The organism is Anabaena sp. PCC 7108 (genome assembly GCF_000332135.1).
Classification (GTDB): Bacteria; Cyanobacteriota; Cyanobacteriia; order Cyanobacteriales; family Nostocaceae; genus Anabaena.
The window spans coordinates 2032935-2053875 of the sequence record NZ_KB235896.1; the positions used below are offsets into that span (position 1 = coordinate 2032935).

17 protein-coding genes, 1 tRNA gene and 1 pseudogene are annotated in these 20941 nt (G+C 39.1%); 5 read left to right on the top strand and 14 right to left on the bottom strand.

What is annotated here, in order from left to right; genetic code table 11:
* Window positions 1-42 precede the first annotated feature (42 nt).
* The 3 genes from ANA7108_RS0110030 (at window position 43) to ANA7108_RS0110040 (ending at window position 3001) form a co-directional block, all read left to right on the top strand.
* Entirely contained in the window at window positions 43-900 is an 858-nt protein-coding gene (locus ANA7108_RS0110030; RefSeq protein WP_016950653.1) for a hypothetical protein, read from the top strand.
* Window positions 901-959: 59 nt separating this feature from the next.
* A complete protein-coding gene (locus ANA7108_RS0110035) occupies window positions 960-2306 on the top strand; it encodes an S-layer homology domain-containing protein (RefSeq protein ID WP_016950654.1) in 1347 nt (448 codons plus the stop codon).
* A gap of 107 nt (window positions 2307-2413) precedes the next feature.
* Window positions 2414-3001 carry a hypothetical protein gene (locus tag ANA7108_RS0110040; RefSeq protein ID WP_016950655.1) on the top strand — a complete coding sequence of 196 codons (588 nt, stop codon included), beginning with the start codon at window positions 2414-2416 and terminating at the stop codon, window positions 2999-3001.
* 81 nt (window positions 3002-3082) lie between these two features.
* On the opposite strand, the gene ANA7108_RS0110045 is transcribed toward ANA7108_RS0110040, so the two are convergent.
* From ANA7108_RS0110045 to ANA7108_RS0110070, 6 genes and pseudogenes are all read right to left on the bottom strand, one after another.
* A complete protein-coding gene (locus ANA7108_RS0110045) occupies window positions 3083-3889 on the bottom strand; it encodes a class II aldolase/adducin family protein (protein ID WP_255345026.1) in 807 nt (268 codons plus the stop codon).
* A gap of 249 nt (window positions 3890-4138) precedes the next feature.
* The gene (locus tag ANA7108_RS0110050) at window positions 4139-4777 is read right to left on the bottom strand and encodes a Uma2 family endonuclease (RefSeq protein ID WP_016950657.1); all 639 of its coding nucleotides are present in this window, start codon (window positions 4775-4777) and stop codon (window positions 4139-4141) included.
* 277 nt (window positions 4778-5054) lie between these two features.
* Complete coding sequence (locus tag ANA7108_RS0110055; protein WP_016950658.1) at window positions 5055-5687, bottom strand: hypothetical protein; 633 nt, start codon at window positions 5685-5687, stop codon at window positions 5055-5057.
* 44 nt (window positions 5688-5731) lie between these two features.
* Complete coding sequence (locus ANA7108_RS0110060; protein ID WP_016950659.1) at window positions 5732-7021, bottom strand: hypothetical protein; 1290 nt, start codon at window positions 7019-7021, stop codon at window positions 5732-5734.
* Window positions 7022-7043: 22 nt separating this feature from the next.
* Window positions 7044-7226: pseudogene (locus ANA7108_RS28745) on the bottom strand (type I restriction-modification enzyme R subunit C-terminal domain-containing protein); the annotation flags it as partial.
* A gap of 221 nt (window positions 7227-7447) precedes the next feature.
* Window positions 7448-7519 (bottom strand) — tRNA-Thr (locus tag ANA7108_RS0110070).
* Between the two features lie 33 nt (window positions 7520-7552).
* Between ANA7108_RS0110070 and ANA7108_RS0110075 the strand changes: the two genes are divergently transcribed.
* The gene (locus ANA7108_RS0110075) at window positions 7553-7822 is read left to right on the top strand and encodes a DUF3493 domain-containing protein (RefSeq protein ID WP_016950661.1); all 270 of its coding nucleotides are present in this window, start codon (window positions 7553-7555) and stop codon (window positions 7820-7822) included.
* 89 nt (window positions 7823-7911) lie between these two features.
* On the opposite strand, the gene ANA7108_RS0110080 is transcribed toward ANA7108_RS0110075, so the two are convergent.
* The 7 genes from ANA7108_RS0110080 to ANA7108_RS0110110 form a co-directional block, all read right to left on the bottom strand.
* On the bottom strand, window positions 7912-9576 hold the full coding sequence (locus ANA7108_RS0110080; protein ID WP_016950662.1) for a DUF1565 domain-containing protein: 1665 nt from the start codon (window positions 9574-9576) through the stop codon (window positions 7912-7914).
* 541 nt (window positions 9577-10117) lie between these two features.
* Window positions 10118-10315: a hypothetical protein gene (locus ANA7108_RS0110085; RefSeq protein WP_016950663.1), complete on the bottom strand. Its 198-nt coding sequence runs from the start codon at window positions 10313-10315 to the stop codon at window positions 10118-10120.
* 577 nt (window positions 10316-10892) lie between these two features.
* Window positions 10893-14036 (bottom strand): translation initiation factor IF-2, encoded by a 3144-nt coding sequence (gene infB, locus ANA7108_RS0110090; RefSeq protein ID WP_016950664.1) that lies wholly within the window; start codon window positions 14034-14036, stop codon window positions 10893-10895.
* A 488-nt stretch (window positions 14037-14524) separates the two neighbouring features.
* Complete coding sequence (locus tag ANA7108_RS0110095; RefSeq protein ID WP_016950665.1) at window positions 14525-14794, bottom strand: YlxR family protein; 270 nt, start codon at window positions 14792-14794, stop codon at window positions 14525-14527.
* Between the two features lie 140 nt (window positions 14795-14934).
* Window positions 14935-16212, bottom strand: a complete 1278-nt coding sequence (gene nusA, locus ANA7108_RS0110100) for a transcription termination factor NusA (protein WP_026104095.1) — start codon at window positions 16210-16212, stop codon at window positions 14935-14937.
* Window positions 16213-16480: 268 nt separating this feature from the next.
* Window positions 16481-16942, bottom strand: coding sequence for a ribosome maturation factor RimP (gene rimP / locus ANA7108_RS0110105; RefSeq protein WP_016950667.1), 462 nt, complete (start codon window positions 16940-16942; stop codon window positions 16481-16483).
* 167 nt (window positions 16943-17109) lie between these two features.
* The gene (locus tag ANA7108_RS0110110) at window positions 17110-18507 is read right to left on the bottom strand and encodes a hypothetical protein (RefSeq protein ID WP_016950668.1); all 1398 of its coding nucleotides are present in this window, start codon (window positions 18505-18507) and stop codon (window positions 17110-17112) included.
* Window positions 18508-18738: 231 nt separating this feature from the next.
* Between ANA7108_RS0110110 and ANA7108_RS0110115 the strand changes: the two genes are divergently transcribed.
* Entirely contained in the window at window positions 18739-19449 is a 711-nt protein-coding gene (locus ANA7108_RS0110115) for a peptidoglycan-binding protein (protein WP_016950669.1), read from the top strand.
* 381 nt (window positions 19450-19830) lie between these two features.
* On the opposite strand, the gene ANA7108_RS0110120 is transcribed toward ANA7108_RS0110115, so the two are convergent.
* Window positions 19831-20823: a glycosyltransferase family 10 domain-containing protein gene (locus tag ANA7108_RS0110120; RefSeq protein WP_016950670.1), complete on the bottom strand. Its 993-nt coding sequence runs from the start codon at window positions 20821-20823 to the stop codon at window positions 19831-19833.
* Between the last annotated feature and the right edge of the window lie 118 nt (window positions 20824-20941).

The window sequence follows — 20941 nt, forward strand, 5'->3', positions numbered from 1 at the left end:
AAATTTAAATGTATACAGTCATAATTTTCATACTTTACTCCCATGACACTTAATATAGTCAAATCCCTAAATGAAAATTTTCTAGTTGACTGCATCAGTAAAGTATTTATCATTGCTTACAAAGAATCTACTCAGCAGTTAGAAGCAACATTAACTACTGAAGGATTAGAATGTGAAGTTCTTAGACAAGAACACAAACCAGAATATCAAGGTTTTTCTCGCAGTTATCTTTGTCTCATGAACCATCGTCGGGCTTGGGAAATAGCTACTCAGCAGACTCAGCCAACTATCATTATTGAAGCAGATTTTGTGCCAGTCCTAGGTTTTGGCAAGTGTCCATTACCTTTTAACCGCAATCAAACTGATGTTGGCATTAGTTGGCTATATACTTGTGCGCCCCAAGTGTATTCTGTTTCTCCTCATGGTCATGCTGAAGGCTTTTCCACCTCCGCAGTGGCTTATATTGTCACTCCCCAAGCTGCACGCTATCTCATAGAACTATCAGATGAAATTACAGAGAAAGTAGGAGCCTTTAACTACTCCACTTGGGATTCCAATATCGACTCATTTTTACGCGAAAGAAAACTAAAAAACTATATTCCTTGGCGTAACTACGGAGAACACGGTGGTTTACCTAATCTAGAACATTATCAAAATAATCTCAGTAAAACTCATCGTGCAGATGTTCTCTACAATCAACTTGCGTTTATACCTCTGTATGCGGTGGGTAAAAAAAATGAAACATTAGCATTTGTCTGGGTGCGATTCCAAGCCCGTCTTAAAGGAATTGCAAGGCTGCTAATTGGTCGATTTCTCCGTCCACAAGTTGCACAAACTTCAAGCTATCCTCTCCGGTTGCTCAAGTTTGCAATTTTCCGACACTTTACAGGTGTAGTTTAATTTTTAATCATAAGTCAACAATGCTAGGGTAGGAATTAACAATCCACTTGTGATTTCCTGTGCTGCCTTCTAAACGTCCAGTTATCTTTCTAAGTTTAGCCATTGTACTCTCTTCGTTAACAGCTTGTGCTAACGGCCCAGCCGCTAAAAATTTAGAGAATTCTTTGGCCGCAGATCCTCTGCTGCAAAGCAATCCTACGGTTTTTGGAGAAGCTAAGACGAAGGAAGTTGCAATCGCATCAACAGTTAAGTTACCTGCTGACTTCCCCAAAGATATTCCTATATATGCCAATGCCAAACTGGAAGAAGTCAAACCTGGGAATAGTTCAGAAAATAAAATATTAACTCGCTGGCTAAGTTCTGATCCCAGCAATGTTATCGCCAGCTATTACCGTACTCAGTTTCAAGGTAATAACTGGCAAATTTTGCAACAGCCAAAAGATGATACAGATGGAACTTTTGAGGTACAACGTAATAATTTACTTTTGAAAGTGACAATTCAACCAAAATCAGTTACTAACGCTGCACCTAATCAACCGCAAACAGCAACTGAATTAATCATTGAATTCGTTAATAATACAGCCACTACTCCAATTCAACCAAATACAAATCTTAGCGCAGTTCCCCAACCAGAAAATCCTCAGTTTATTGGTCCGGTATCACCCAATGTCAATGTAGTTGAGCAGCCAATCAACCAATCTGATACCTCTGAACCTCAAGAATTTACCGACTTGAATAAAGTACCACCAGAATGGCGACAATACATTCAAGATTTAGCAAAGTTAGGTGTACTGTCTATAGATTCCCAGACTTCTAAAAGCAACTCTACTGCTACAACTAACCAGTTGGAACCCAACAAAATTATTACGCGCCGAGAATATGCTCGTTGGCTTGTTGCTGCTAATAATGCTATGTATAGCAATAATCCCGCTAAAAAAATTCGTTTGGCCTCAGAAAGTAACCAACCTGCTTTTAGAGATATTTTACCTAAAGATCCTGATTTTCCCGCAATTCAGGGTTTAGCAGAAGCTGGTTTGATTCCTAGTCCTTTGTCTGGAGATGCAACAGCCGTTTTATTTCGTCCTGATGCACCTTTAACAAGGGAACAATTACTAGTTTGGAAAGTGCCTTTAGATACTCGTCAAGCTTTACCTGCTGCTAACTTAGAAGCAGTCAAGCAAACCTGGGGTTTTCAAGATACAGAAAAAATTGACCCCAAGGCGTTAAGAGCCGTTTTGGCAGATTTTCAAAATGCTGAACAAGCTAATATTCGGCGGGTGTTTGGCTATACAACATTATTTCAACCCAAGAAACCCGTAACTCGTGCTGAAGCTGGTGCTGCTTTGTGGTATTTCGGTACTCAGGGTGAGGGAATGTCAGCGACTGAAGCTTTGAAATTAAAATAATTCTTAGTTTGTAATTAAGTTTTTTAAAGGTGATTTAGACCTTGCCAAAAAACTTCCGGTTAAATAATACCATTACTGTACCTTGTTTTTTATCTTGATATTCCGCTATGCAATTAGATCCTGAAGCAGTAATTCAAAAACGTCAATTGGTGTTGCAGCATCTTCGAGAACGCAGGAAAGAAAGTAGACATGATCTGAGCCAGAAAGAGGGACAGACTAATGAAGTCGTGCCTTTAGAGTATTTTGTCAAGTTAGCAAATCTAGCAGAATCGGAAGCGGTTGCAACCACCACATCTGCCCTGAGAGACAATCACGAAGAGCAATTGATTAAGATTCGTGAACGATTAAAACAGGCTCGAGAGCGGCGGAAAAGTGTTAAACTCCGACCACCGGAGCCAGAAGAAAATGGTTCTGCATCAGAAGAGAATTTATCGTCTACCAAGACGGATGCTTCCCAGCGGAAGGAGCTTCTCCAAGATGTTATGTCAGATCACTTTCGTAATAATCTGAAATCATGGATCAGTAGTGTAGATCCTGACCTCGGTGTTAGCTCTACTTCAGTGGCTGAATTAGAAGAACAGCAGCAAGAAATAGAGTATCGCTATAAAATGCTTAAACTGTTGCTTAACATTACACAGGAAGAGTTAAACAAGATCGAAATATCTATTCGAGCAGCCAAGTCCTTAGAAAACTAATTAACCTTCTTTCCTCAAACTGGGAATCGAAAAAATAATTTCCTAATTTTCAACTCCAGTGATAAATTGCAAAAAAAACTATTAATTCAGTAAATCGGGTTCTTGTCGGACAATCATCTCATACAAAGGTTGAAAGCTAAACCAACCTAATTCATGGGAACCCACCTGGCTTTGGGTCAAACTAGCATACTCTGGTTTGATAAGGCTAGGTTTCCCAGCGGATTCCGCTAATAATTGAGCTTGACAAGAACGTTCCATTGTGATGAACCACCAAGCAGCTTCATCAATGGAGTGACCTACTGTCAGTAAGCCGTGGTTTTTGAGAATAATGGCTTTATTATTACCTAAAGTTTGGGCAATACGCCGTCCTTCTTTTGGGTCGAGGACAACGCCTGTATAGTCATCAAACAGGCTATGGTTTTGGTAAAATGCACAAGCATCTTGGGTGAGTGGGTCCAAGAGACGACCAAGACTAGACCAGCTTTTACCGTAGATAGAATGGGCATGGGCTGCGGCTACTACGTCGGGACGAGCCGCATGAACCTGAGAATGAATGGCAAAAGCTGCCCGATTGACTAGACGGTTGCCGTGAATTACTTCACCTTCATGGTTAACTAAGATTAGGTCGCTAACTCGAATTAAACCAAAGTGCATTCCGAAGGGATTGACCCAAAAATGTTCTGGGTTTTCCGGGTCACGTGCAGTTATATGACCGGCAACACCTTCATCAAACCCAAATCGGGAAAATAGGCGAAATGCTGCTGCTAGGCGTTGTTGGCGATGTAGTCGTTCTTCTTCAACGGTGGTAAATGTTGGTATTTGAGGTGTGTTTGGCTTTGTAGTTTGCATTTTGACAGTTACTTTTTTATATTTTTCTGTAGGGTTAATATTTATCTATTTTTTCAGATTTAACTAATATTTATTCTCATGTAAATAAAGGATATAGCAATTCCCATTCAAGTGAGGTACAAGCAGTAACAATTAAACGCAGCGAAAAGTTCCTCGAAGCCGGGTTTCCCGGCGTAGGAAACTTTTCAAGACAGATGGACGCAGATAGACGCAGATAATTTTGTACTTCATTAGACTAGGAAACACTATAAACTTGATTCATATTTTTTGTATATTTGTAGAGGCAATTTATGAATTGTCCTTACAGATGCTTTTACGGAACTTTGATATTAAATCTTTTGGTTTTTCGCCAGACAAAAGCAAACTTGCCAACAGAGTTAAATCTAAATCGGGTAAAAATTCACTTTTTGATATTTTCTCATACTTATCACCCTGCAGAAAATATAACGAAAATTGATGATTCTTCCAAAACCAAACTTCTGGTACACCCAAACCTTGATAAATTAATAAATCATCAATTCCTCCACTGGTGACAACTACCTCAATAGCCAGATCAGGAACAGATTTTTCAGAATCAAAACAATAACATTCATCTGGTTCAATACCTCTAGCGGATGCTTCCCTTCTAAAAGTAGTTGATCCTAAAGGATAAAAATCAATATCTTTTTCTATAAAATAGGTTTCTAATAATAAAGCAATTAGCTTTTTATCAAACTCATGGCGACGACTAGGAGACATTATTTCTAAAGTACCTTCTAAATATTTAAAGCGATAATGAGAAGTATTTTCAAATTGCTGTAACAGTGTCTCATATATATTCCAGTTAATCCCATTAATCAGTAAAATTTGGTCAGAATCAACATTATCTAATGCTGATTGACTCGTTAATTCTTCCCAGCGACTAAATTTTTCTAGTAAACCTAACATTGTCACTGCTCCAAACTTGCTTTAGTTTCAGATATAATTTCAGCAACTCGCCGATCTTTCTCTAATATATCAGTTTTATTACCAACATCCCAAAAAGGTTGTGCATCTGCTCTAGTTTGATGATAAAATTCCCTAAAATTATACTTACAAGCATTTTGATTTTCTTCTCAATGCTGCCACCATGCTACACATTCAGTAAAATCTTCATCCTGTATCAGCTTAATTGTAAGATTTTGTCCTTCTGGTAAGATTGCTTTATCATTATTGTTAAATATAATTACTTGTCATTTTTATCATCTGCCATAAAGAAGATAATTCTATCAATTATTAGAATTAAACGTAAGGAACTTGTAGCAGTACCAAAATTTGTTTGTATTCCGTGGCATATTCCATGACGATTAAGTTTATTTTCTTCATCTATTTCTGAATTATATTCTTTATATAAATAAGCAATCACTTTGGGGAAATTTTCATTAAGTAAATCTACAAATTTATTGTTCATCCAAATTTCTTCCTTCCATTTTCCTATTAATGAATTGACCGCTTTTTCTAGGCATGAGTCATCTAGGTTTTCCCAACAGATAACTCCTTCAAGATTAGCTTCTTTTGCTGCATCTTTTAATAATCCTTCTATTTGTGGTATTAGTGCGGATACACTCAAATAATATTTTTCTTTTAAATGGGCTGTTATTCCTTCTTTTAATATAGAAAATCTTTTTTGTACGTTGCTATTTCTTTTATTTTTCCAATTATCTAAAGTTTCTTCAATTCTTGATGATACCATTAATTTATCTGGTATTAGTTGCTGTTCATAGGCATCCTTTACAACTTGCGAAACCGTTTCACTGTCAAAAGTTGAGGTTGGTAAAATCCAATTGGGAGCAATGCTATTTTCAATTTCTATAATCATAAGTTTCATCATTAATTTGTTAGACACATTACAAAAACTATTTATTAAATCATGAATGAGAAAATTAGTCTATCAAGAACAAGTATTAACTTTAAAGAATTTTTAGCATTACCAAAATTAGTTATTCCTCCATGACAAATACCTTTACGATATAATCCATCATTATTAGGTATTTCTCTATCATCTTTGTACAAATTTTCCAGCATTTTAAATAACTGACTTAGCCTTAAAATATTTCCTATATTGTTAATGTGTTTTTGTCTCCAAATTAGTTCTAATGATTTAATTGCTCTATCAATGTCACGATTTGATAAACCATCACAATCAGAAATTTTCTTCATATTAGTAATATTAGTATTTTTTTCTATTATATCTCTGATAACGCCTTCTACTTGAGGAATTAAAGTTGAAACACTTAAGAAAAAATTGCTTTCGTTATGTGCTTCTAATGCTTCTTTCAGAATAGGATATCTATGTTGTACATTATTAAACTCTTTCCAAGAAGATAAGGTTGTATTTATTCTGTCAACAGTCATTAATTTGTTAATAAAAAATTCGTCTATATCATTTTTATCTCTTCTGCTTTTTGATCTGATAAAATCATTCCATATTATTAAGAAATCTTCTAATTGAGAGGACTGTTCAGGAAAATATTCCATTACAGCCTCATAGTCTGTGGGCATTTCTATAGTTGAAGTTGGTAATATCCATTCAAGTTCAATATCAAATTTTTTTTGTAATATTTCCTTTAATTCTTTTTCCAATCCATCTATCCAATCTATTACTGATTTTGAAAAATTGCCTTTAGAAATCTTAAACTTTATTTCCGAATATTCTTTATAAATATTTTTAATATTATCACACTCTGTCCAACATTGTCGAATATCTGATCCTTTTATATTACCAAGATTTTCTAAATCAATTTTATCTTCTAATGCTTGAGATTTTACCTGTGTAATCTCAAATTTAACATTGTTTATTAAACTTGAAATTTTATTTCTATCCGTTTTACTAATTTTAGATATTTTCTTTATTTCAGGTATTTCCTTTATTTTTGTACATAAATACTTTAATTTTTCCAAATCTTCTAAATCAGATATTTCCTTTATTTCAGACATTTCCTTTATTTTTGTACATAGATCCTTTAATTTTTCCAAATCTTCTAAAGCTTTTTTCCAAAGTTCTAAAGCTTTTTCCAAATCTTTTAAATCAGATATTTCTTTTATTTTTTTAGATAGATAATTTAATCTTTCCAAAGATTCTAAAGCTTTTTCCCAAGGTTCTAAATGTTTTTCAAAATCTTTTAAAGTAGCATACCTTACTTGAAGATCCATGATATTTGACCCTAATTAAAATTTATGCTGAATATAATAAACTTTGCAATTGATTCACAGCTTCCTTTAATTCCTGAACACCCCCAAATCGTTCAGCAATTTCCACTACATTACCATAATTATCAAACTCTCGATTAGCCTTAAAAGTCGTCGGAATATTAAACTCCTCAACCCCCTTCTCTGCATACTTATCCAAAAGTATTTCTCAAATTGTCCTAGGAGAAAGCAAAAGAACTAGCGATAAACGCCTCTTAATCCCGAAAAGCCTGATTGACAAAACACCAAACCTTGATAATAGAATAAGAATATTTAAAAAATAGAAGGAATGCGTCAGTTTCAACACCCTTCCCGGAGAGACAAATAAAATGATACCGCAGTCAAATAACTTGACAAGCAACACAAAACTTAAATTTTTTGCTTAATTAAAGCCGATGATGGGATTTGAACCCACGGCCTGCTGATTACGAATCAGCTGCTCTACCACTGAGCCACATCGGCGTACACAATTTAAGATTATAGCATTATTTACTTATGGTAGACCCAAATCCTAAAAATCGTATTAATACCGAACAATATGCCCGCCTGAAAGCAGAATCGGTAGCACCTTATCGTGGTTTGCGGCAATTTGTCTATATAGGTGTTGGCGCTTCCGGTTTTATTGGTGCATTTGTATTCTTTTTCCAACTACTCGCGGGTAGGAATATTGACACTACTTTACCCAACTTCGCACTGCAAGTAGGAATAGTCGCTCTGATGATATTTCTTTGGAAATGGGACAAAGGTCGTCAACCACCTCTGTAGCTGATAAAAATTCAATAAAAATAAAAATATATTCAGCACCAAACTACAATTTGGTTTGTAGTCTGGCGCTTTTGGTTTCCCAACTCAATCTACTGAGCTGTGACTAAATAGGGAGAGGAAATTGGTTGGGCCCTGCCAGCATTGACAAGTGCCTGGTAAACAAAGGCAGCAATTTCTGCTCTGGTAGCTTGACGATTAGGATCAAGTTGTTGAACGGTGGGATAGTTAATCACTAATTGCCGTATAGTAGCCGCAGCAACTGGTCCAGCGGCATAATTGGGGATTTGAGCAGCATCAGAGTAAAAGCTGAGAACAGTGTTATTGTTAGCAGCGAAGTTCAAACCATTAGCGAGAGCAACTAATGCCTGGACTCTGGGAATTTCCTGTTGTGGTCTAAAATTACCATCGGGATAGCCAGAGACAAATTGACTTTCATAAGCTGATTGAATTGCCCCATAAGCCCAAAAATTGCTTTTTACATCCTTGAAATTAATTGCTGGGCGTTTAGAGATGGGTGTTAAAGCTTTAGTGATAATGGTGGCGAATTGAGCGCGAGTTACAGGCTCATTTGGTTTAAAACTACCATCTGGGAAGCCTGCAATAATATTTTGGGAAGCCAAAGCTTCTATATAGGCTTTTGCCCAGTAACCTGTAGGCACATCCTTAAAAGTAGTAGGTTGACCTGTGGGTTGACCTGTGGGTTGACCTGTGGGTTGTCCTGCTGGTGGTTCAACAGTTGCAGCCACAAAATCTACTGCACCAAAAATTTTCTTTTCATTAATGTCGTTACCAACAGCAAGAATCCTTTGCGATTTGGTGGAATTGTTCAAATCATAACGAACGTTATCACGGATGAGATTATTACCAGGATTCTCATTAGTACCGAGGTTGGGGAGAGCATTGACAGTGGCGACAATTCCATCTCGCGTATTATTCTGAATTACATTTTTACGCAGTGAAGGTTGAGCCGATTCTGAGATAAAAATGCCGTCTTTGTTTTGGACAATTTGATTTTCTGTTACTAGAGGTGTGGAATTACCACCAATAGCCAAACCAAAACCCGTATCCTGAAATAAATTATTGCGAATTAATCCTTGGGCAGATTTAGCTATTGAAATCCCATTGCCTTGATTTTTAAAAAAGACATTATTTTCAATTTTGGGATTTCCTGTCCCTGTAACAAAAATCCCCTCTCTGGCGCTGTTCGCAAAAGTACTGTTTTTGATAGTGGGATTACTCGACTCTACCCACACAGCAGTACCTCTTTGATTGGGGTTGGTAACAGCGACACCCGTAATAATAGTGTTATTATCAGCCAAAATTGTAATATCTTGTCTAGCAAAGGTACGACTTGTGTAATAACCACCACCTATAATCAATGTTCCTTGACCTTTATTAGACTCATTTCCTTGGAGTGTTACTCCTGGTTTGAGTAACAACGGAAAGTTTTCTCCAGAGTCTTTGGTGTAACTTCCAGGGGCTAGTTGAATTATTGTACCGGGTTGGGCTTGAGAGAGGGCGAAAGTGATGGTTTTGTAGGGTGTGTTTATCGTAGTCCCTGCACCAGAAGTATTTGTACCATTTACTGGGTTAACATAAATAACTGTTGCATTTGCTGAAACTTGAGCCATTAAGATTGGAGTAGCAGCAGCATTTTGACTAAACGGTAGTAGAGAACCAGCCACAATCACTAGTAAAGTGGTGAAACTTGTGGGCAAGGATAAAGTAGAGATGCGAGAATTCCTATATTTCATTTTTATTTTTCTGCTTGGCTTAATTATGGAACTTTCAACACAGTCTAAGGTAACAGAGGTGTAGCTGTAAAACCCATGCAAAACTATACCCGATGATTAGCACTTCGTCAGCGAAAATTGTTATTAAAAAAATAACCCAGTTTAGTTATGATAGTTAGCAAGCCAGTTTATTTTATACATTCATATCATGTCCGACTAATCACTTATCAAAAAAAATCTCCGCGTAAGAGCGTCTCTCTGTCTTGAGCGTCAGTCTAAATGATAAGTATTCAACCGGACAGGATATCATGCCTACGGTGAGCGCAACGATCATAAAATTCAGACACAGAAAGACTTTCAAAGTCATTAAGATTTGAAAGTCCCTTGGTATGATGTTAGTCTCAGCCCTTAAACTGGGTAATTACTGAAACGTATAGAATAAAAAAGTACTTTTCTTATGATTGTGAAATTTCTTGATTGAATATTGCGTGTGAAGTGGTGAAAAATAGCTTCCTATTCATTTATCGCAGTTTCAACAAGTCGCCGATGATTTACCGAGTTTTTAATAAGCTAAAGTTTCTAAAGTTTCTCGTAAATACTTTTGGACTTGCTGTTCTAGGCGCAGACCTTGTAATTGAGTATCACACTCTAGTTGCCAGCGTTGGAAACCAGAACTAGCAGAGATTACATACTTAAGGTTGTGCCAAATTTGAGTATCACGAGAAAATTGGCTGGTGCTAGAAGCTGAAATTTGAGCCATAGTCCCTCATTCCTCATTTGTAATAGTTATTAGTTTGACGACTAGGTTTAAGTCCCTAACCATATCCTTTATAACTCTTAGCAGTTTACTTCTCATTGATTGAGCTTTCTAAGTCCAAATAGTTTTGGATGTTGGATTAATAATTTGTTTTATCCACGAGAGGAAAAACATGAACAGAGTAACCCAAACCTAAAGTCTGTTCTAGAAAGCAAGATGTGATTCTTGCGTAGCCCGAAAATTACAAATTTTTACTTAATCTTTTCTAAAGATAACGGTTTTAGAGGAAGAAATTCTGTGTAATTAGTCACTAAAACTGGCGTTTCACTCAGATGAATTTGCAAAAATAATACCAATTTTAAAAATGATTGAGACTCCTGGAAGCAGCAAACGCTGATGCGGCTAATCTTGCAAAATCTAAAATCTAAAATGGTATAATTTGTTGTTAATTAAACAGGAAATTTTTTAAAACTGTATTGAGTCATGAGTGCTGAGGTTTCTTTTTTTGAGTATTGAACCAAAAATAGCTTCAACCCAATACTCATAAATTCACTCAGCACTCAGCACTCTCTACTCAACACTACTTAGTTAGTGTTAAAGTACGACGCTTGGTTACCATCTGATAGGCTTCGATAATGTCACCTTCAGCCCAGTCATGGAATTTATCAATGTTGATACCGCATTCATAACCAGAGTTAACCTCGCGGGCATCTTCTTTCATCCGTTTGAGAGAGTCAAGAACACCTTCATAGATTACCTTGCTATGGCGACGAACTCGCACTTTGCAGTTCCGAACTAATTTGCCTGATTGAACATAACAACCGGCAACTGCACCACGACCAACTGGGAAGACAGCACGGACTTCTGTTTGTCCCAAGGATTCTTCCACCAACTCTGGTTCGAGAAGACCTTCAAGGGCCCCTTGAATATCTTCCAAGAGTTTGTAGATGATGTTGTATTCCCGCACATCCACACCCGCTTCATCAGCGGCTTGTCTAGCGCCACTGGCGTAGGTAGTGTTGAAGCCAATGATGACGGCGTTACTAGCAGCAGCTAAGTCGATATCTGTTTCTGTGATTTCGCCAGCAGTAGCTAACAGCATCCGAATTTGGACTTCGTTTTGGGGTATCTGCTTGAGAGAGCCGATAATGGCTTCTACGGAACCTTGAACATCTCCCTTCAGGATCAAGTTGAGTTCTTTCAACTCGCCTTCTTGGGCTTGAGCCGATAGGGTTGTGAGGGTTACACGTCCTTGTAACAAGCGGGATTGGCGTTGTTTGTCGGCGCGATCGCTTGCTAAGGCTCGTGCTTCTTTTTCGTTCTGGAAGACCTCAAAGTCGTCTCCAGCTGCTGGGACATCACTTAAACCCAGTACCTCAACGGCAAAGGAAGGACTAGCAATTTCGACACGTTTGCCTCTGTCATTAACCATTGCCCTGACTTTACCAAATGCCGAGCCAGCTACCAGCATATCTCCAACGTGGAGAGTTCCGTTCTGAATCAGCAAGGTAGCAACCGCACCCTTAGCTTTATCCAAATGAGCTTCAATTACTGTTCCCTTAGCCACACGATCAGGGTTAGCAGATAGTTCTCCTACCTCAGCTACCAGCAAGATCATTTCTAGGAGGGTATCCAGATTTTCGCCCTTGATAGCGCTGACAGGAACCATGATGGTTTCACCACCCCAGTCTTCTGCTGTCAGACCATAATTGGTGAGTTCTTGTTTAACTCGCTCTGGCTGTGCGCCTTCCTTATCAACCTTGTTGATTGCTACGACAATGGGGACTCCAGCAGCTTGAGCGTGGCTAATCGCTTCGATAGTTTGAGGACGAACCCCATCATCCGCAGCCACTACTAGTACGGCAATGTCTGTGACTCGCGCTCCTCTGGCTCGCATAGCTGTAAAAGCTTCGTGTCCAGGAGTATCGAGGAAGACAATCTGCTGTGGTTTGCCTTCATGTTCCACATCCACATGGTATGCACCAATGTGCTGTGTAATACCGCCTGCTTCACCAGCAGCCACCTTAGTTTTGCGAATTGAGTCGAGTAGAGTGGTTTTCCCGTGGTCTACGTGACCCATAATTGTCACAACTGGCGGACGACGGATTAGGTGTTCCAGGTCTGCCACGTCGATCATTTCGGTGATTTTCCGGGCTTCGGCTTCTGGTTCGGCGATTTCGACTTCTACTTCTAGTTCTTTGGCTACCAGAGTAATTGTCGGAATATCCAGATTTTGGGTGATACTGACCGCCATGCCTTTCATAAACAGGATTTTCACAATCTCTGTATCGGCAACAATCAAGCCTTCAGCCAACTCTTGTACTGTCAACGGTCCGATAACGACCAGTTTTTCTGGGCGATCGCGTTTGACTTCTACTTCTTGTTGACGACGGTTTTGGTCGCGGTAAGAACCAGATTTTTTATTTCTTGTAGTTGGTGCGGCAGCAACTAATGTTGGTTGCTGTGCTGGTCGAGTAGACTTGGGCTTAGGAGGACGGGCTATGGAAAGACTAACCTGGACGGTTGTTGCAGTTTCCAGACCATCTTCATCGAGTAAGTCGTCTTCCTCAAAATCATCATCGAGGATGGGTTTGACTCGCTTGCCTTTAGGTCCAATCTTCGCTTTTTCTTTAATCTCGTCAATTATTTCCTCTTCCTGCCACTTCTTCCCACCTTTAGCTAGACGAGGTGGTGTTGGGCGTTTTAAATCGAGGAGATCAGGTGCGATGGGTGTCTCATCCAGGCCTTCTTTCTTCGCTCCTGCTCCCACCATGTGTCTTGGTGGAGTGGCGATTGGTGCAGCAGGTGATTCACCAGGACGTGCTGGTCTTGGTCGTTGCACATCCGTTGATGTTCCAGGAGCAGATGGTCTACTTCCCCTCTGTTCCGGTTTTAGCGGTGATGGAGTTGAGCGATTCTGCCTTTGTGGTGCTGCCTGTGGGGTCTGGTCTGTTGTTGGCTTACCAACTTTTGGCTTGGGTTGGTCTCGGTCTCGTTTCAGGATCGGTTTGTCTGCCTGAGATAGCTGCTCATTGGCAGATTCGTTTTCCTCCAAAGGTCTTGTTGGTGGGCTTACCAGTTGTGGCTTTTGGGCTTTTTCTGGTTTTTGCCTTGGGGAAACTACTTTTTCTGGTTTTTCCGCTGCTATTTTTTCCGGTACTGGATTGGGATTAGGTGTTTGATCCGGTTCCGCAACGTTAGGTTTCTGCGCGGTCTCCGATTGATTCCGGGGTACAGGTCGAGTTGGTGCCGTCGGCTTCATGGGTGAGACTGGTGTAGCAAAAGGCCGTGGAGGTGAAGCAGAATTGGCTATGGCTGATGCCTCTGGCACGCTAGAGTAAACGTCATGCGGGCTATCAGACGAAGCAACTAGGTTATTGTTAGCAACTGACGCCTCTGGGGCGTTGGAGGTAGTGTTTCTCAATATTTTGGGTTTGCGAATTTCCAAAATTTGCTGTTTATTTGCTGCAGCAGGTCGGTTACGTCCGCCAGGTTGGGGCGAATTCGGTTTATGACTGTTTGTAACTTGTTCTTTTTTCGACGAGACACTCGTAGTTGCCAGTTTTTCTGCAGCCATACGAATCTGTTCAGCCTCGGATTCTGAAATCGTGCTGCTATGGCTTTTGACCGCGATGTCGAGCTGGTCGCAAATTGCTAGTAGCTCTTTGTTATCCAAATTCAATTCCTTTGATAATTCGTAGATTCTAACTTTGCCGTTGTTCATCCACTCTTTCCCCTTTAATTTACAGTTTTAGCGGATGGTTGCCTGGTTTGTGACATCTCCATCCTTTGATCACTGTTTTTTAGGTTGCCCTTGGTGATGTTGCCGGTGCCTCCAATTAGGAAAGAGAGATGTTTCGGTTTAACGCTGGCATCCCCACCTGGAGTGGTGGTTTACGAGCATCCACAACAATTTTTCTTGAAAAAACTTTTGTGGAAACCCCCGACGCCGAACTGCGCTTTAGCGCTACCAGGTTGCCATGCTAATGGTTTTTGTTTTGCTGATTCTGAGTCTTCCACAACACAATCAAGTAAAATTCGTTGGGAGTATTGTTTCGTCGTCTCTCTTTAATTTTAGAGAGTTGCTTGCTTTTTACACCAACTTACTATTTTGGTACTAACCCCAACGATACCAGAGGGTGTGATGAGAGTACCAATTGTTCGGCTTTCGTCACAATTGCTCTGGAGATTATCGTTGTCAAGTCGTTCCCATTAAATTTGGTTTTGGGTATTGTTTTCGGTTAGACGCTGCCACAATGTTTGATACAGTGTTTCTGGCACTGTTCCATGTAGCGATCGCCCTAATCTATTTTTCTTCTGAGCTGCTTGTAGGCAGCTAGTTTGCGGACAAATATAGGCGGAACGCCCCATGCCCTGATCTAATTGTACCTTTCCAGATGGAAAGACGCGGACTATCCGCCAAAACTCTTCTTTTAATCCTACTCGGCGACAACTAATGCAACGCCGATAATTTGGTTTCATCGGGTTTGTGTTCCATCAGGTCAGCTGTTTGTGGTTGCCAAAAATTAGTTTTAGTTATTTTGACACCTAACAAATGCTTTCCTGTCTATGTTTGATGGCTGACAGTTAACAGACAACAAACAACCAAAAGCACTTGAAAATTAATCTTCCTCTTTGGTGTCAAAATTATCTTCCTCTAATTCTAATTCGTATTGATTTTCATCCTCTAGTTCCTCCATATCATTTTCATCATCCTCCGGTTGATATTTTGCCCTGACAGCCATAAATTTAGCATCCTCTGCTACATGGTCATATTTAGCTTTATCTTTGATATCGATTTTCCAACCAGTTAAGCGGGCGGCTAGTCGGACATTTTGTCCTTCTTTCCCAATGGCTAAACTTAGTTGATCTTCTGCTACTAAGACGTGGGTTTGGCGTGTTTCTGGGTCCATCAGGCGCACTTCATCTACCCGGGCTGGACTCAAGGCGTTGGCGATGTAGGTAGCTGGGTCAGGAGACCAGCGGATCACATCTATTTTTTCCCCTCGCAATTCATTAACTACCACTTGAATGCGTGATCCCCTAGCACCGATACAAGCCCCAACTGGATCTACATCACGATCTAGGGTATCTACTGCAATTTTAGTCCGGGGACCTACGTAACGGGAAGGGGGATTAGCTTCTCTGGCTACGGCGACAATTCTGACTACTTCATCTTCAATTTCCGGTACTTCGTTAGCAAATAAATAAACTACTAAACCTGCATCGGCACGGGACACCAACAATTGTGGTCCACGTTGCTGACCTTGGGAAACTTTTTTGAGATATACCTTAAATGTGGCATTTGCCCGATAATTATCGTTAGGTAATTGTTCGCGCTTTGGTAATTCAGCTTCTACTTCTGGTTGACCAAAACCACTGGCAACTGCCAAAATCACAGATTGACGCTCAAATCGTAGAACTCTAGCTTGCAAAACTGTTCCTTCTAAATCCTGGAACTCTTCTTGCACCATTTGGCGCTGTTGATCTCGCAATTTCTGTGCCAATACTTGTTTGGTTTGCATGGCTGCCATGCGCCCAAATTCTCCTTGGTCTGGGGTGACATCTAGTACGACTGAATCTCCAGATTGAGCTTCTGGCGCTACTTGTTGTACTTCGTCTAAGGAAATTTGATGGTCGGAGTTGTTAACTGCTTCAACAATGGTTTTAGTAGAAAGAACACGAAATCCTTCGCCATCAATATCAAGTTCTACTTCAAAATTATCAAAGTAATCTTCATCGAATTGTTTGCGCTCTAAATTTTGGGCGCGACGATAGCGTTCATAACCTTTAAGTAGTGCTTCTCTAATAGCTGATTGAACTGCTAATCGGGGTAAGTTTCGCTCACGGCTGATACTTTCAATTAAATCTTTTAATCCAGGTAAAGTGACCATTGACATAAGCAAGCTCCTTCATTTTCATTTAATCACCCAGGACAATTTTGGATTTTAGATTTTGCCTTTTATAAGGATGTTTGTACAGTATCAAGTTGTATCAATATCCCACTTTACCCCTTTTGCCCAAGGGTAAATAATCTTCTCATAGTCACCCTTTTTCAAGGGATTTCAGGGAAGTTAAACGTGTTTGATACATCACCCATAACTTTTAAAATATCCTCTTACATTTTTATCTAAAACCCCTTAGCTAAAATCTAAAATCTAAAATTGATTAGTGAGGCTCATCAATTTGCACCCTGGTAATTAGGGAACGGGGAATTCCCACTGCACGACCTTTTTGATTTAAGTAAACTGTTGTTTCATCCCGGCGAATTAGGTGACCAATCCACTCTTGTTGTCCGTTGTGGGGTGGAGAAGTGGAGATAACTACAGGAAATCCTTTAAAGGAAATAAATTCCCTATCAGTCACCAGTTGCCGCGAAATACCAGGACTGGATATTTCTAACATATAAGCATCTGGAATTATCTCTGCTGCATCTAATTCGGTCTCTAAAGCACGGCTCATCCGCTCACAATCATCGAGACCAGTATCCTGTTGAGGATTACGAATATCTACCCGCAAAACTGGTGGACTTTGATTTGTGTGAAAAACAATGCCTACAATTTCTAATCCGAGTTCTTCTGCTACTGGTGTGGCTAAGTCAATAATTTGTGGAACTAAGGGATGAGTCATGCGAGAATTCAATAAAAAAAGTGGGCTTCGACCCACTTCCTGCGATAGGGATATCTTCCAAGAAGTCTTGTGACGAACCAATGTCGGTTCGCCCCTAACATGAGTGTAGCGTATTTTTTCCAGTTATCAGTTATCAGTTGTCTGAACAGATGTTGGCGATCGCTAGGCTAAGTCCGCAGGGATCGCATTTGTCGTGTTTGCTCGATTATCTGGTCTATATCTTCTTGAGATAAGCGTTGAATATAGTTAATTTTCACTTCTTCTAGAAAATCATTGAGTAAACTCTGAATTTCTCTGAGTACGTGTTTTTCCTGAATTTCAGAACTAAAAACAGTAACAAATTTTTCTATTAATTGGCTTGAAAGTTTTGCTGCTACTGGATCTTTAATGGTACTAACCAAAGCAATATATAAATTAGTGGTGATTTGAGTTGCTAGTTGCTCACTTAGCTGACTTTGTGCTTGTTCTACTCCAGGTAGCCTCAGCAAATTACGATAAAGCGGTACTTGTTGGAAAGCCGTTTCGATGTTGTGACGTAAAATAGCATTAATTTGCGGCTGAATCTTAGGTAATACTTGATTGACAATAGTTTGCACCAAAAGTCCTGCGATCGCTTCCACTTCATTGACATTATTAATATCTATGTAGCTACGTTCTTTTTCTGGATGCAACAGCCAGTGTGTGATCTCACCTCGCTGAATCGATCCCTGAACCTGGTTAATTACCCTCACTACGACAATTTCGGTGATTTCTTCGGCAAAATTGGCTACTATACCTTGATGAATTTGTCGCCTGAATAAATGCAAATTAATTAACTGTGCTTGATCAAGACGCACCAGTACTGGTATGGTTCGCAACCAACGCCAAAACGGAATTAGTAAAAATAAGTCATACCAACGCCACAAGATCGCTTCTAACCAGCTTAAATGGCGATTTTCGCGTTTGATATAGTAAGTACGTCCTAGGATATCTAAAGCAAATATGACTAAGAAGGGTAAATCAATTAGCCAGAAATCATCTAAAAATTCCCCATTTTCACCTATTTTGCGATAATAGTTGGTAGCAATCGCCGGGCGAATTTGCTGGTTGAAAAAATTGATTTCCTGAATCCAATCGTTTTTAGATAAGTATGCTGAACTCCAAAAAGTAGCAAAGGCGCGTTTTGCTGATTCTTGTCCGATGTGTTCCCGCATTCGGTTTTTAATTTTTTCCAGTGATCCACTTTTATTCGCACCTGCAAAGGGATTACTATCAATCATCTCACTGCTGAGACGGTTCATTTCCTCTAGCTTAATTTTTACCTCAGGTGAGTTTAACCCTGTTTGACTAATCTGTTTTTCTAATACACTGACTGTTTCTAAATATTTTTTCGTGTCTCGATGGGGTTCAATACCTTTAATAGAATCATAAATCTGCGTAATTTGGGGAATTCTTCGGAAATAAAAATCTCTCCATTGTACGTAACTTAAATCAAACAATACTAAACCTAAGTTAACTGTGGCAGTAATTGCCATTAATCTTTCAAACCACAAATGGCGTTGCTTTGGAGCTTTTAATTTACTCATCGATAGTTACTAATTATACACAGCTTATAATATTTATTCTCTTTAGCTTTGCTAATAAAACATCAAACCATTGATAGATGTTAAAAATCAATTGATTGATGTTGGTTAACAATCAATCAAATTCTAATTAATCAAAATTCATGAATATTTGAAAAATAAGAGCTTATAGAAACTTAAGATACTTTTGTTAGCATTTCCATTGTGCTGATTTCATCCAAAGGAGTTATGAAAATGTGGTGTGATTTGGGAAAATCAAGGGCAACCATTGCTGTTATCTGCGTAGTGGCAGTTAGCACTGTAATTTCAGATACAGCTTTTGCTGTCCGTCAGCGTAATTATAAGCCTCAGGAATTTCGGGCTGTATTGCATGGGTTGGGTTATAAAGTCAAAGTCACAAATGATTCACTGACTGACGAGGAAACTAAAAAAGCAATTAGTGAATTTCAAAAAGGCTACAAGTTAAATGTTGATGGTAAAGCAGGCCCAAAAACCCAGGCTTTTGCAGCCAACATTGTGCAAATTCTGCAAGGGAATTTGAATGCTGTGCTGAAGCCTAATCCTGTTCTGCCCCGGGATCAATTTTACAGCACTCGGTTGGAAGAATTAGTGAAGGAGTATCAGAAAAAAAATCAATTAACTGAAACTGGTATTGCTGATTTAGCACTCCGTCAGAAGTTGAATGAAGAGGCTAAGACTGTTATTGGTTTACCAACGCCATCTCCAAAACCAACAGCTAAACCGATGGCTAAACCAACCCCAATGTCATCTCCAAAACCAACTGCTAAACCGATGACTAAACCAACCCCAATGTCATCTCCAAAACCAACAGCTAAACCGATGGCTAAACCAACCCCAACGCCGTCACCAACACCAACAGCTAAACCAATGGCTAAACCAACAGCAACGCCATCTCCAACACCCACGGCTACACCAACCCCCTAACCCGGATTTATTTCTTTAGTAGGACTTACGCAAGTGTCACACCAAACATCTATTTTATGGTGCGTCAGATATCAAATATCTGTTTATTTGCAGGATATATCAGGTCTGACGCACCCTACCAATATGCCAGTTGCGTAAGTCCTGTTTAGGTTTGGGTAGAATGACGACGACGGTCATCACTAAGGATAAAAATATACTGAATGGTGAACTGTCTTTCCTACATCAGATAGTAAGCTGTTACACATTTAGTAACCCAGGTCTAAATTAAAAACTTGTACTAGTGCAGCGCGGCAGAAATAACTATCTAGTGAAAAAAGTTGACTGTGTAAGCTTTATTCCTTCTTGCTTTCTGCCTTCTGCCTCTTTGCACTAGTTTGGACATTAAATATCGAACTTTTTGAGCAATATAAATCTTGATTTCCTCCAAAATTCTTGGGGTGAATAAGGAGAATTTGGTACATTTTCTAATCTGTGAAAATGAAATTCAAGCTTTTTCGCCAAAGCAACAGATGTAAACTTTGCACCATCTGTAGATGATAAAAATGTTTTGATATTATCTCTGATGTGGTTAAACTCTGAGGGTGTTATACTCATCATTCTTTTGTATAATTCATCATAGTCTGAACCATCAAATTCTAGATAGCATTCCTGTGGAATGTGAGTGGCAATATCAGGAGCGCCGAAATATATAGGTATAGCCCCAGCAAAAAATGCTGAAAATATCTTTTCTGTGATGTATCCATCTTCTCGGCTGTTTTCAAAGCAAATGAGAAATTTGTAGTTTCTGAGTTTTACTAATTTATCATTGCCCATAATTGAGCCTTTCAACACCCCCTTCCAACCTCTGTTATTCCAAGGAAGTGTCTTATTCCAAACTCTTCCATAGGTATGAAAATCGTCACCAAATGCGTTGTCAAAAAAGTTGACTGCTTTTTCTCTTTCAATATCACCCTGTAAATTTCTACATTCTTTTTTATATCTTTGATGAACCATAGCTAGGGTATGCTCTGGTTGTTCTTGAAATTCTTGAATGGAGGAAAAGTCTTGAGGTCCTAAATAAAATTCATCGTCAGATCCAGTACTAGAACTGCTGATACCTAAAAATCCACCAAACAACTTTTTATATTTTGTACCATACATTTTTTTATATCTAGAGTAAGGTTCTGTAATTATCAGGATTGTTCTTCGCAGGGAAAAATTTGGTAGAAATTGGCCATTCATGGAAATAAACCAATCTGCTTCCTGGGGATTAGATGTGTAGTAATATCCCTGAGATTCCAGATACGATAATCCTGAATTTCCATGTATATCTTTCCCAGAAAGCAGTTGCTTTAATGCTCCTACTCCATCTGGGTTCTTCTCACAAAATTTCATGCCTCAAGTCCTTTATTAAACTTTCAAGATCAGAATGTAAACAGAAATAAGACTTATGCAACTGGCACATTAGTAAGGTGCGTCAGATATCAAAAATCTGTTTATTTACTAGATTTAT

Bases quoted from the DNA above. Each gene is read 5' to 3' on its own strand.
- ANA7108_RS0110095 (WP_016950665.1), bottom strand. From the start codon at position 14,794: ATGAAACCAAATTATCGGCGTTGCATTAGTTGTCGCCGAGTAGGATTA.
- infB (WP_016950664.1), bottom strand. From the start codon at position 14,036: ATGAACAACGGCAAAGTTAGAATCTACGAATTATCAAAGGAATTGAAT.
- ANA7108_RS0110115 (WP_016950669.1), top strand. From the start codon at position 18,739: ATGTGGTGTGATTTGGGAAAATCAAGGGCAACCATTGCTGTTATCTGC.
- ANA7108_RS0110120 (WP_016950670.1), bottom strand. From the start codon at position 20,823: ATGAAATTTTGTGAGAAGAACCCAGATGGAGTAGGAGCATTAAAGCAA.
- ANA7108_RS0110050 (WP_016950657.1), bottom strand. From the start codon at position 4,777: ATGTTAGGTTTACTAGAAAAATTTAGTCGCTGGGAAGAATTAACGAGT.
- ANA7108_RS0110075 (WP_016950661.1), top strand. From the start codon at position 7,553: ATGGTAGACCCAAATCCTAAAAATCGTATTAATACCGAACAATATGCC.
- rimP (WP_016950667.1), bottom strand. From the start codon at position 16,942: ATGACTCATCCCTTAGTTCCACAAATTATTGACTTAGCCACACCAGTA.
- ANA7108_RS0110040 (WP_016950655.1), top strand. From the start codon at position 2,414: ATGCAATTAGATCCTGAAGCAGTAATTCAAAAACGTCAATTGGTGTTG.
- nusA (WP_026104095.1), bottom strand. From the start codon at position 16,212: ATGTCAATGGTCACTTTACCTGGATTAAAAGATTTAATTGAAAGTATC.
- ANA7108_RS0110085 (WP_016950663.1), bottom strand. From the start codon at position 10,315: ATGGCTCAAATTTCAGCTTCTAGCACCAGCCAATTTTCTCGTGATACT.
- ANA7108_RS0110080 (WP_016950662.1), bottom strand. From the start codon at position 9,576: ATGAAATATAGGAATTCTCGCATCTCTACTTTATCCTTGCCCACAAGT.
- ANA7108_RS0110110 (WP_016950668.1), bottom strand. From the start codon at position 18,507: ATGAGTAAATTAAAAGCTCCAAAGCAACGCCATTTGTGGTTTGAAAGA.
- ANA7108_RS0110030 (WP_016950653.1), top strand. From the start codon at position 43: ATGACACTTAATATAGTCAAATCCCTAAATGAAAATTTTCTAGTTGAC.
- ANA7108_RS0110055 (WP_016950658.1), bottom strand. From the start codon at position 5,687: ATGATTATAGAAATTGAAAATAGCATTGCTCCCAATTGGATTTTACCA.
- ANA7108_RS0110060 (WP_016950659.1), bottom strand. From the start codon at position 7,021: ATGGATCTTCAAGTAAGGTATGCTACTTTAAAAGATTTTGAAAAACAT.